The sequence below is a fragment of the Trichocoleus sp. FACHB-591 genome, from assembly GCF_014695845.1.
Lineage (GTDB): Bacteria > Cyanobacteriota > Cyanobacteriia > FACHB-46 > FACHB-46 > Trichocoleus.
Map to the genome: position 1 here is coordinate 1 of NZ_JACJPA010000079.1, position 12,510 is coordinate 12,510.

9 protein-coding genes are annotated in these 12,510 nt (G+C 47.0%); all 9 read right to left on the reverse strand.

Annotated elements, in window-relative coordinates; translation table 11 throughout:
• Positions 1 to 40 precede the first annotated feature (40 nt).
• The 9 genes from H6F90_RS14415 to H6F90_RS14455 all read right to left on the reverse strand — a co-directional run bounded on the left by H6F90_RS14415 (position 41) and on the right by H6F90_RS14455 (position 11,706).
• Positions 41 to 223, reverse strand: coding sequence for an SDR family NAD(P)-dependent oxidoreductase (locus tag H6F90_RS14415; RefSeq protein ID WP_190443175.1), 183 nt, complete (start codon positions 221 to 223; stop codon positions 41 to 43).
• 50 nt (positions 224 to 273) lie between these two features.
• On the reverse strand, positions 274 to 1,242 hold the full coding sequence (locus H6F90_RS14420) for a CPBP family intramembrane glutamic endopeptidase (protein WP_190553121.1): 969 nt from the start codon (positions 1,240 to 1,242) through the stop codon (positions 274 to 276).
• A gap of 30 nt (positions 1,243 to 1,272) precedes the next feature.
• Positions 1,273 to 1,392: an AraC family transcriptional regulator gene (locus H6F90_RS31550; RefSeq protein ID WP_313930085.1), complete on the reverse strand. Its 120-nt coding sequence runs from the start codon at positions 1,390 to 1,392 to the stop codon at positions 1,273 to 1,275.
• Between the two features lie 245 nt (positions 1,393 to 1,637).
• Positions 1,638 to 2,399 carry an SDR family NAD(P)-dependent oxidoreductase gene (locus tag H6F90_RS14430; protein WP_190553122.1) on the reverse strand — a complete coding sequence of 254 codons (762 nt, stop codon included), beginning with the start codon at positions 2,397 to 2,399 and terminating at the stop codon, positions 1,638 to 1,640.
• A gap of 49 nt (positions 2,400 to 2,448) precedes the next feature.
• Entirely contained in the window at positions 2,449 to 2,694 is a 246-nt protein-coding gene (locus tag H6F90_RS14435; protein ID WP_190553123.1) for a hypothetical protein, read from the reverse strand.
• 47 nt (positions 2,695 to 2,741) lie between these two features.
• On the reverse strand, positions 2,742 to 3,299 hold the full coding sequence (locus H6F90_RS14440) for a DsbA family protein (RefSeq protein WP_190553124.1): 558 nt from the start codon (positions 3,297 to 3,299) through the stop codon (positions 2,742 to 2,744).
• Between the two features lie 126 nt (positions 3,300 to 3,425).
• Complete coding sequence (locus H6F90_RS14445; RefSeq protein ID WP_190553125.1) at positions 3,426 to 3,800, reverse strand: peptidoglycan-binding protein; 375 nt, start codon at positions 3,798 to 3,800, stop codon at positions 3,426 to 3,428.
• 240 nt (positions 3,801 to 4,040) lie between these two features.
• Positions 4,041 to 4,670, reverse strand: a complete 630-nt coding sequence (locus H6F90_RS14450) for a response regulator transcription factor (protein ID WP_190553126.1) — start codon at positions 4,668 to 4,670, stop codon at positions 4,041 to 4,043.
• 7 nt (positions 4,671 to 4,677) lie between these two features.
• Positions 4,678 to 11,706 (reverse strand): PAS domain S-box protein, encoded by a 7,029-nt coding sequence (locus H6F90_RS14455; RefSeq protein ID WP_190553127.1) that lies wholly within the window; start codon positions 11,704 to 11,706, stop codon positions 4,678 to 4,680.
• Positions 11,707 to 12,510 lie beyond the last annotated feature (804 nt).

Consider the following 12,510-nt stretch of genomic DNA (forward strand, 5'->3'; position numbering starts at 1 on the left):
AAATGATTTGTCAGATTCTTGTGATGTTAGTGAACTTGTTTCAATAGACGTATAAGCATTCAGCGCCTGTTTCGCGAATCAGTTTGGCGGTTTTTTCACCTTCTGCGTCGCGTCTGCCTGAGAATACGACCTTTGCTCCAGCAGCACCGAAGGCGACCGCGGTTGTATGACCAATTCCTGAAGTTCCACCAGTGACTAACGCCACTTTATCTTGCAGTATCATTTTGTTTCTCCTGTTGTAATTAAATGACCTTCAGCAACGAACTGACGAAATCACCGACGACCAATCCGACCACTCTGGAAAACGGGTTTGGATGCCTTGTCGCGTTTGAACACCTTGTAGGCGATCGCCAGGAACACGGGTATTGCAACTAGCACCGATAGCGCCCCGTAGGTGGCGTGATACTCGCTGATTGTGAACGGAGCCGGTGTGGTCACAGCACTTCCAGTGATGTTAAACAGGAGTATGCTACCGATGTTGTTCGCGAAATGTGCGCCGATGGCGAGTTCAGTGGTTCCGTCAATCAACGAGACCACGGTCCACAACAGACCTGGAACGAGGAAGTAGTTGGAGAAGACCGTGAGCCAGCCGCCTGCGCTCACCTCCGGGTTTAAGAGGTGCGGCAGGGTAAATACCACGGCTGCCACGAGCGCCAGAAAAACGCGGTTGCTCCAGATGAGGCTCGCACCCTGCACGATGTATCCGCGAAAGAACAGCTCCTCAGTGGTCGTCTGGATCGCGGTGAAGACCAGTGCCAGTGGCACGAAGAGCGCGAACGTCGCCAGGTCGAAGTTAAAGGAAAAGGTGTCGGGGTAGAAGAGGTACTGTCCCAGCCCACCTATCAGACACGCTGGAACGGACCACGCCACAAACCCCTGACCGATGCGACGCCAGCTTATCTTCTTCCGCGCCGTAATTAGCGTCAGGGGATGACGGCGGTGGATAAGGGTAACGGCGATGAGAACCCCCGCGAGGAAAAATGGGAAACCTGCCATAACAAACAGGAACTTCCCGAAAGGACCAAGCACGAGGTAATCAAGCACGAAGTAATCCGGCTGGCCGATGATCACGACGAGTACGCTGGCACCAGTCCCGACCACCAGCCACGCAAAGAGGATGATCACCAGCCCCAGAACATACCGCCACCCCCGATACTTACCCCACCTCGCAGCCTCTACGTAAGTCGCGTCTTTCACTTCCGGTCCGATTCCCAGATGTCCTTTGATTGCTTTGCTCTTCATCTTTGTCTCCTTAACTCGCGCGTGATAGAGTTAGCGAATCTGTTTTGGGGTCATTCCAGTCAGGCGCTTGAATTGTTGCGTCAGATGGCTTTGACTCGAGAAACCGACTTCTAGAGCGATATCTGCGTTGGCGTAGCCTGTGCGTAGCACGTATCGCTAAATCTGTTTTCGACAGCATCAATTTCGCTTGTTCTACGCGCTGCTGAATCACGTACTGATGGCAAGGCTGATTCATCTCCTCAAACCCTTGCCTGATCTTCGTATCTATGGCTTGCCGCAGTAGACCTGTGTAAACTTCGCAATTTGATGCTCTACAAGTAGCTCAATCTGGAACTGATGTTCTGAATCATTTAATTAGCTAACATGATTTGTCTATCGATTGAAGTTGATTCGAGCTAGAGAGACTGCCCCCCGGAGACTTCGATTCTCTGTCCAGTAATCCATCGGTTCTCTTCCGACAGCAACAGCGCGATCGCCCCTCCAATATCATCAGGTTCACCCACCCGACCTAAAGCAGTTTGGGACGCGACGTACTTATTGATCTCTGGATTGTCCTGCACGACACTGCCCTCGGTTGCGATCGCTCCTGGAGCGACTACATTCACTGTGATTTGCCGCTGTCCTAGTTCCTTCGCTAAGGAGCGAGTCAGAACCTCGATCGCGCCCTTCGTGCTGGCATAGATCGCTCGTCCTGGGCTTATGGTGCGGGTCAGAAACGATGAAACATTCACGATTCGTCCACCATCTTTGAGCAATGGCAGCAACTTCTGAGTGAGAAAGAAGACACCCTTGAAGTTAATGTTGAATATTCGGTCAAATTCTTCCTCTGTTGTTTCTGCAAATAGTGAACCGCTACTAATTCCAGCGTTATTGATGAGGAAATCAAATTGCTCAATGTCCCAAGTGTTTTGCAGGGCTTGCTTGACTTTTATTACAAACGCATCAAGGGTTTCGATTTTGCCGATATCGAGCTGCAATGCCACTGCTTTATTGCCCATTGCCTCAATTTCAGAAACAACGGATTTTGCTTCCGCTTCACCGTTGAGGTAGGTCACAATTACGCCCACTCCTTTCTTTGCCACTGCTAAAGCAGTATTCTTTCCCAGTCCTCGACTCGCTCCTGCCACTAGAGCAATTTTTGGTTTATCTTGTATCATTGCCTCATTTCTCCAATGAAAGACGATCAGGCGTACTCATCTCCAACTCTCAATCTGTGAGTGATTCAGCGAGAATCATTTGCCTCAAGTCTGAATCAACTGCGCGAATATCGATCGCCTCAACCGAGTTACTGTCATCAGATGAAAGAGGATAGGCTTGTTGGAGCCGCTCAGCGACCTCTTGGGCAACCGTAACAAGAGCATGATTAGGAGAGCGCGCAGTGGGAAAATGAGTCTGAGTTGAAAACCTCGATTGCTTGAAATCATTTTTGGTCGATCGTGGACTGGATTTCATAAAATTGTCCTCAGTCAAAAATGGATGGCAAGCAAAGGTTGGGAAGATTAATGACTTGCAGCAACAATGGCTGTCATTAACTCTGTCATCTTCCAGCGTCCGGTATATTGAATGTTATTGATGAATAGGGCTGGAGCAGTCGTTACTCCACTCTGCATTCCGCCTTCAATATCTTCGTTGATGCGATCGATATGCACTTGTTTAGACAACTCTTTGAGAAATTGAGGAATGTCGAGCCCTAAATCATTGGCGTACTCGACAAGATAACCGTTCTCCAACCTTTGTTGATGGTCAAATAAAGTATCGCTCATTAACCAAAACTTTCCTTGGGCGGCGGCGGCAACGGCTGCTTGGGCAGCCCGTTGAGCATGGGGATAAATCTTTGTTTGTGGAAAATGACGGAAGATAAAACATAAATCATCCTCTCCAGAAGCAGCACTAAGCTCTCGTTTGATCGCTTTAATCAGCTTGTAAACGTCTGCACTTCTAGGACATTGATAGTCTCCATACATCACCAGCACGACCTTAGCACTCAGCACACCTTGCATCCAATCTTGGGTTGAAGGAGGTACAAGTAAGGAACTATGGCTACGATCGTCGTTCATTTTTCTACATCTGTATCAAGCCTGGAACTTTGCCACGAAAGCTGGGAAAAACCCTATGATTTAGGCATTCCCAGCGTCAGCAATTTGAACCTGGGCTGAATAACTTTGAAATCGGTGATTGCTGCGTTAGCGTAGGTTCCGCCAACGGCGAGCAAATTCCTCTAGATTTGATCTGGAAATCTGGGATTGCAACCATTCAAACGCCTCTTTTTGATAGGGATATTTCGATGGCTCGTAGTAAATGGCTGCATCAGTCAGTTGAATGGGGCCACCTCGACGAAGGGCTTGCCAGGTTTTAGGTCCAACGATGCCATCTACAGCAAGTCCACTTTGCTGTTGAAACTGAACCACCGCGGCGCGAGTCGCACTGCCAAAGATTCCATCGACTGCAATGTTGATTCCATTCGCATTCAGCAATTGTTGTAGCTCACTGACAGCAGCACCAGAATCGCCTTGGCGTAGCGTTGGGTCTGTCGCTGTGGCTGTGGGGGTAGAAGTCATAGATTTATCTCCAATAATTAGGATTAAAAATTTGATCAGGTTTACCGCTTTAGAGGAGTATGATTTGTCTGATTGGATGCACTTTTATTGCATACATTCAATGTAGGAGATCGCCTTTAAGTCGTCTTCTACAGCAAGTTAAAACTTTTACAGTACAAATTGGTGGAGTAACGATGCGATCGCAGAGTAGAAGGCTGGCTCTAACTTAAGTTAGAAGCCGAATTTGATCGAAAGTACATCCTACAAACTGACAATGCCACGCTTAACAGCAACAATCACAGCTTGAGTACGATCGCTAACATCTAGCTTATTCAAAATTCGATTGACATGGGATTTAACCGTACCTTCACCGATACTCAACGCTGCCGCAATATCGGCATTGCTCATCCCCTGTGCTAGTGAACGGAGCACCGTTAGTTCTCTCTCACTCAGTTCTGGATTGCTGAGCCGCTGTACCAACTTCGCTCCCACGTCAGGCGGAATATACTTCTGACCCCGATGAACGGTACGAATCGCATTCAGAAGCTCGTCAGGTTCAGTTTCTTTCAACAGGTATCCTTTTGCGCCTGCCTGCAATCCCCGGTAAATATCTTCGTCGCCATCATATGTGGTCAGTACGATAATCCGAGCAGATTTAGCAGTCGCACGAATTGCACCGATGGCGGCAACTCCTTCCACTTCCGGCATGCGGAGATCCATCAGCGTGATATCCGGTTGGTGTTCCCCAAATAGAGCGATCGCCTGTTCCCCATTTTCAGCTTGGGCAATCACCTGCATATCTGGGTCACGGTTAATAATTGTGGCTAATCCTTGCCGAAAAATAGCATGGTCGTCCGCAATCAAAACTCGAATAGTCGTGGCCTGGCTCATCGTGATATTACTCCCGATTGACGGTGACAATAATCTCTGTTCCCTGCCCAGGTTGACTCCTAATCGTGAGTTGTGCGCCGATGCGCTCTGCCCGTTCGCTCATGCCGAGTAAGCCAAACCCCTCAGAGGCTGGAATATTCCCGACTCCAAAGCCCTGCCCATTGTCTTTCACGCGCAGGTAAACCTGGTCGCGATCGTAGATTAGCTTCACTCGAATTTCGTCAGCATTGGCATGTTTAATCGCATTGGTTAATGCTTCCTGCCCCATCCGTAGTAAGTTATTCTCGACTTCAGTCGGTAGAGAATATACTGCACCCTCAATCTCATAATACAAAGTGGTATCCATTGCGGCAGTTCTGATTTGAGCGACGAGACGGTGCAGAGCGCTCTGTAAACTGCCCTCCTCTAGAAGCTGAGGACGGAGTGCGACGACCGATCGCCGTGCTTCAGTCAGTCCAGTTCGCCCCAATTCTTTGATCAGGTCTAGGTGTGCTTGAGCTGCTTCTAAATCATCTGTTAGCACCTGTTTTGCTGCTCCCACCTGAGCCAGAATGCCTGTAAACGCCTGAGCGAGGGTGTCGTGAATTTCACGCGCCATGCGGTTGCGTTCTTCCAAAATCGAGGCTGCTTCTGCTTGCTTTTGCGGCGTAATATCTCGCGCCAACCAAATCACCTGATCGAGGCTGATTGGGGCAATGCGAGCCGAAAACCAGGCTTCTTGTTCAGCTATCTGCAAGCTGTACTCAACTGTGAGCATTTGTTGGGTTCTCAGTACTTGCCGAACGTAATTCAGGAATTCATCGGCTTGTTCTTTTTCAAAAATCTGGTGCAGTGTTTGACCAATCTGCTCCTCAATAGGTCGATACAACTGATTCGGTTTCACTTCGACTGCTTCGACCAGTCGCCCTTCAGCAGTAAGGACAAACAGCGGATCGGGAATGGCTGAAACGAGTGCCCGCAGTTCTGCTTCAGAGGCTTGCAGCGCGGCTTCTGCCTGTTTGCAATCGTCAATATCCGTATAAACTCCCAACGCTCGGAGAGGTTCACCGGATTCATTCCAGGCAACAATTTTGCCGACAGAAAGAATCCATTTCCACTGACCATCCCGGGTACGCAGGCGATACTCTGCTTGATAGTTGGGGGCTTCTCCGGTCATAAAACCATTGTAAACTGCAAACATTGCTTCTCTGTCATCAGGATGCAAACTCTCAACCCACCTAGATTTGGTCTCGTGAAATGTTGCTGGATCGTAGCCCAGCATTAAAGCGTATTCTGGGTTAACCACGATTTCTTCAGTTTTGAGATTCATATCGTAGAGTCCCTGATTTGAAGCGGTTAATGCTAAGCGCAGTCGTTCTTCACTCATTTGTAGAGCGACTTCTGCTCGTTTGCGATCGCTAATATCCGCAGTCACCCCTTCGAGGTAGCCATCGTCTGCATTCAGATAAGCAGAGGAAAGTCCCCAGAACAAGGTCCCATCTCGTTTTCGCAGCTGAGTTTCAAAGTTTCGCACTTCCCCATCCCGCTTCATCACCTCAATGGCTTTTTGGCGATCGCTGGGATTTACAAAATAGTCGATGGTGTGTTCCAGCCCAATGATTTCTTCTGGTGAATCAAAGCCATACAGATTGGCATAGCGTTGATTGGCATTGAGAATTAATCCATCCGAGAGGCGGGTTCGGTAGATGCCAACCTGCGAGTTTTCAAAGATAGCTCGGAACTTGGCTTCACTGCGTTGTAAAGCCTCTTCTGCTTGTTTACGCTGAGTGGTGTCATTGCCAACCGATAAGATTTCAACGACCTCTCCCTGGTCATTGAAGATAGCTTGATTCGACCAGGCCATCCAAACTCGCCGACCGTCTCGACACAGGTTTTCACTCTCGCCTTGCGGGTACGATTGAGGATTACGAAGTAAATCGTGAACAAATGGTTTAACATCGCGTCCAGAGGTTTCGATGTCTGGAATGATAGTTTCAAATAAGGTTCGCCCTACAATCTGATGTTCTTCATAACCTAGGAGTTTCACCCCATAATCGTTGATGTATCGAATTCGTCCTTGCGTGTCATAGCAAATGATGACTGAATTTGCGGTTTGTAGCAGGTTGCGGTAATTTGCTTCACTTTGTCGTAACGCAGCAGTTCGTTCTGCGACCTGTTGCTCTAAAGTGCAGTTGTAGTCGGCTAGGAGTTTCTCGGCTTGTTTGCGCTCTGTAATGTCCTGAAAGGTAGCGATCGCATAAGCGATATTACCCTGTTGATCAAAAACTGGTGTTCCCCGTGCCTCAACTAGAACTGAGACATGATCTCGACGAATTTCTATATCTTCAATCCTGATGCGTTCGCCCCTCAATGCCTGCTGTGCAGGCAAACTCTCCGTTGGATAGATTTGATCCGTTCCCGCTACATAAAGCTGATAAGCCTCTGAGATCTGCTCCGGTGCTATGGAAGTATCAGTTTCTTTGCCCATGAGTTGATTGCCGCATTGGTTGGTATAGTAAGGGCAACCCGTCGCATCCACGATCGCAATTCCCACCGGAATCGCTTCGAGGAACTGGGTGATCTTGCTTTCCTTAGCCCGCAGTTCTGAGTAAAGGTTGGCATTTTCGATGGCGATCGCTGCTTGAGTCGATAATAGCTGCAAGACCTGCGATCGCTCTGGTGTAAATACTCCAGCTGCTAACCGATTTTCTAAATACAATACACCGACCAGCTTGGCTTGATTTAGCAGCGGCAAACAGAAAATAGATTGAGGCTGGTTCTGTTGAATATATGGCTCATTAATAAAAGCACCTTCACAAGCCGCATCATTTAAGGTGACAGGCTCCAGAGTCCGAATCACATATTGAATGATTGACTCTGGCAATTGATCGGCAATTGGAATAGACTGTAACACCTGAGTCGCACAAGCATTCTCATCGGGATTGAGTTCACAAGCCGCTTCAATCGACCATTCTCCTGAGTTTTCTAAAATCAGATATCCGGTTTGTGCGCCAGCATTCTCAATTACAGTTTGCATCAGTGATCGCAGCAGTTGCTTCAGTTCAATTTCACGAGAAATCGCCTGTGAAGCTTTCATCACTGCTGCTAAATCGAAAACAGTATGGGAGGGATTAGTGATAGTTTCAGCAGTAATAGGAATTGATGTGGAAGCGGCTTTAGGCGACTGACAAAAGAACTGTGGATAGCGAGTTTCTAAGTCTTTAACTTTAGCGGTTGCGCCCCAGCGATCGTAGCAATAGTGCGCCTCTTTCATGTATGTCTGAGCAATCTTTTCCCGACCTCGCGCCAGATAATGTTTTGCCGCTAATTCATAAGCTAATGCTTCTTCTTGGATATACTCATTTTTAGCAGCACCTGCGATCGCTTGTTCATAAAACTCTTCAGCCTCAAGAAACTGCCCTAAAACTCGCGCTTTCTCTGCCTCAACTAGATGATATTTGTGCAAATAATTCATCGGTGCATGATATGCCCAGTGCTTCATTTTTTCCTGGCTGACAGCAACTTTTTTGAGAATTTCTGACCGCACTTGAGTACTGCTTTCAGAATAGGTTGCCAGTCTTGCCAAAGAATCATAGAGATAGTACAAAGGCTCAGGGGTTGCGCCAGTTAATCGGATCAAATAAGTTTCTGCTAGGGCTGCGTTTTCAACGGCTTGAGCATATTCAGAAAAAAGGTAGCATAGGAAAAGTTTTTTGGAACGTACACTAAAAATAGTGCTTTCATCATTTGCAATTTCATGCTGTGGCAGTTCAATTTCCTCATTGTAGAATTCGCCGACGAGGCGGGTTGAGTCGATCGAACCTCCCATTAAGTTGATGACGACTTGTCGAAGGATCTGATTCCAAGTGAGTGCTGTTTTTTGTTTGATGTGATGGATTGCTTCGCCATAGGTCACCATATCGCGTTCAACCTCTACGAGTTCTTTTCCATTGATGTAGGATTGAGAACAGTGAGTATAAGCACAGTAGGCAGCAGACTCTAAATCTCCAGTTTCTAGCCCAATTTGATAGCCTTCAAGTAATGGCTGCGATAATTCTCTAGTATGTTTTTTCCAGTGAATGATGAAGTTATTGACAATCAGCAATGTTCTAGCTTTGAGTGCGTGATTATGAGACTGTGACAATAGCTTTAGAGCAAGCTGTCCAAATTGATAGCCAGTCTCGATGTTTCCGAACCTTCCACAAAGGATTAACCCAAAGGTGGCATAGGCAAAGGGAGACACAAACGCATTACCATACTGGATCGATAAGTTGACTTGTTTAGCCGCAACCAGAGGTATCAAATTAGAAGCAGCAATTTGGGCAGCGATCGTAATACTGGATAAGATTCGCATCGCCGCTAGCTTGCTCGGTTCAGTCATCTCTGGCAAATCGATCAAGCTCTCAACCTCTTTCTCATTGAAGAGAGCGGCGATCGTATCTAGTTCAAGACGAATATCCGATTGACTAGGCGTTGTAGGGAAATTAATTTCTAGTTGCGGCAACACTTGTAATGCTGTATTGGTTGCTTTTAATGGCTGGTTCTGTGCAATATCGGTTTGAATTTTGACTTCGTAAACTTTTACAGTGTCGAGAACCGTTTTAGCTTCTTGCAGGACGATCGCTGCCCAGTACTCTACCTGTTCAAACTCGCCACACAAGTAAGCAACTTCTGTTGCTTCTACATATAACTCTAAGGTCAAGTCATAGTTTGTTTGCCAGCTAAAGTCTTCTAACCATTGTCTCCCTGTAGCTAAATAGTTTCCTGCCGTACTATACGCGATCGCCCCTTTTGCTTTCTGACCTGCCAATAGATTCAGTTTGGCAATTTCATCTCGTTCTGCCTGATCACAGACAAGCTCAATTCCATGATTAAGATGATCGACAATCTCAAACAACCGCTCTGATAGCTGTTCTGGCAATGTTTTTTTGAGGAGATTGTGACCAATTCGGAGATGAACCACTTGTTTGCACGACTCATCAATTAGGGCATAAGCCGCTTGCTGAACGCGATCGTGCAGAAACTTATACTCTTGAACCAACAAGTCTTCGTCCAAGTCAGACAAAGGTTGAATTAATCCCGCTTGTATTGCTACAAGTAGATCCTGGAAAATTGCTTTCGGTGATTTTTCGCAAACGATCGCCAACGTTTCCAAATCAAACTCAGACCCAACACAAGCAGCGATGGAGAGAACTTGCTGTGTTGCTTCCGGCAATTTCTGCAACTGACGTAGCAGTAACTCCACCACATTATCTGTGATATCTTGAGCTTCAATCTCTGCCAGGTTCCACTGCCAACTCAACTGTTGAGCATCAAAGGTTAACAGGTTTTCGCTATGCAGCAGCTTCAAAAATTCACCCACAAAGAAAGGGTTGCCCTCGGTTTTACGTGACACAGCTTGGGCTAGGGAGCGAACGGTATCAGGATTGCGATGTAATGTCTCAGCCACCAGTTGAGTCAACGGTTCCAGCGTTAAGGGGGTCAGGGTGATTTCCTGAAGTACTACTTCTTGGTTTCGCATGCTCTCTAGCGTTAAGACCAACGGATGCGTTGGAGTCAGTTCGTTATCTCGGTAGGCTCCGATCAAAAACAGATACTGGATTTGCTCATCAAGTAAGATTAGTTCGATTAACTTCAAAGTCGCAGAATCGATCCACTGTAGATCGTCTAAGAAAATGACTAGGGGATGCTCTTTTGCACAAAACGCCCGCACAAATCTTTGAAACGTGAGATTGAAGCGATTCTGTGCTTCTGTTGCTCCAACTTCGGGTATAGGCGACTGCTTGCCAATGATTAACTCAACTTCGGGGATGACATCAATGATGATTTGTCCGTTGCTGCCCAGAGCAGTGAGCAGGCGCGATCGCCATACTTCCACCTGTTCATTAGGTTCACCCAATAGTTGCTGCACCAATTTTTGCAGGGCATCGATGATCGCGCTGTAGGGAATATTGCGCCCAAATTGGTCAAATTTACCCCAGATAAAATAGCCGTGCTTTGCGGTGATCGGTTTAAAGAGTTCCTGTACCAATGCCGTTTTGCCGATGCCAGCATAACCAGAGACCAGCATCATTTCACGGACTGCCTTACTCCCTGCCACTCTGTCAAACGCTACCCATAATGCTGCAATCTCCGCTTCTCGCCCATACAGTTTTTGAGGAATGCGGAACTGCTCGGAAACATCTTGCAGTCCCAACGATATGGCGTTAATCTGACCCATTTCCGCCAGTTGTTGGGCACAGCGTTCTAAATCTGCTTTGATGCCCCAAGCACTTTGATAGCGATCCTCCGCATTCTTCGCCATCAGTTTCAAAATCAGGTTTGAAACAGGTTGAGGAATCGTGGCATTCAATTCATGCGGGGGAGTCGGCGGTCTGGCAATGTGACAGTGAACTAGTTCCAGGAGATCTTTAGTAGGAAACGGCAATTGTCCCGTCAACAGTTCGTAGAAGGTTGCACCCAGTGAATAAAAGTCGGTGCGATAGTCGAGCATCCGGTTCATTCGTCCGGTTTGCTCGGGCGACAAATAGGCGGGGGTTCCTTCTAGAAGATGGAGACTTTTGAATGTGGGATTGGTGCGACTGAAGCGAGTGGCAATGCCAAAATCAATGATTTTAACAACGCCAGTCCTCGGATTAAAGACAATGTTGCCAGGATTAATATCTTTATGGATGACATGAGCCGCATGGATTTTGCCTAGAGTATCCGTAATGGCGATCGCCATATTCAAAAAAACCGACAGCGGCATGGGACAGAAGTCTAATTGTTGCCGCATCCAGCATTCTAAAGACTCTCCACCAAAGTCTTCCAAAAGAATAACCAGCGTGCGCTGGTAGTCTTGCTGGCTGTATGCCTTGATTACACCTTCAATGTTGAGAAAACGAGTAATTTCATACTCCTGCCGATAGCGAGTTAAATCCTGAGGAGAGGGATAATCCTGCTTGAGAACTTTGGCAATCACTGCACAGTTATCTTGCTCTCTGATGCCCCGATACACTAAAGAAGCTAAGCTCTCATAGATTTTGCTGTGGATAGTAATTCCAGGCAGGGTAATCATTGAATGCTCCCCGATGAAGGACTGTCATCCGTTTCCCAAAGTATATCGCTCATCAAAGGAGTGGGACATCGCTACCGAATTTTGCATTCAGACATTGATGGTCGATCGGTTGTATGAATGTACTTTCGATCAACTTCGGATTCTAACTTAAGTTAGAGCCAGCCTTCTACTCCGCGATGGCATGGTTAATCTATCAATTTGCACTGTAAAAAATTTAACTTGCTATAGGCGACAGCTTCAAGGCGACCCCCTATATTGAATTTGTGCAAACAGTCATGCAAATGGATCGAGCAAGTAAATTGCACGGTTCCATGCTTGAAGGTATGAATATTCAAGGTGCAACTGGATTAACGCACGCTTAAGCAGCGACGTTGAAAGCATTAGGAGCGATCGCACAGTGAAGCGAATGCCCTTTGGGCACGCGACGCGAATGCCTTTACTTTGTGCTTAACTCGCGGAGCTTAAGTGGCGAAATTTGGCGTTGTCTTGCAGCCTCAGTTCATGGCGCGATCGCTTACGTCATCAACCCTTGAGGGTAAACAGACGTTTCACTTAAAAGCACAAGCAGAGATGTTTAGCTTTTGATTTCATTCTGCAATTCCTCATTCACCAATCACTCAAATAGGAGAATTACCTAATGTCTACATTCAAGTACAATCGTCTAGATAAGAATAATGCTGCGGTTTTACTAGTGGATCACCAAACTGGACTGTTCTCGCTTGTGCGTGATATTGGTGCTGCCGACTTCAAAAATAATGTGCTAGCGCTAGCAAGTATAGCCAAGTTTTTCAACCTGCCTACTGT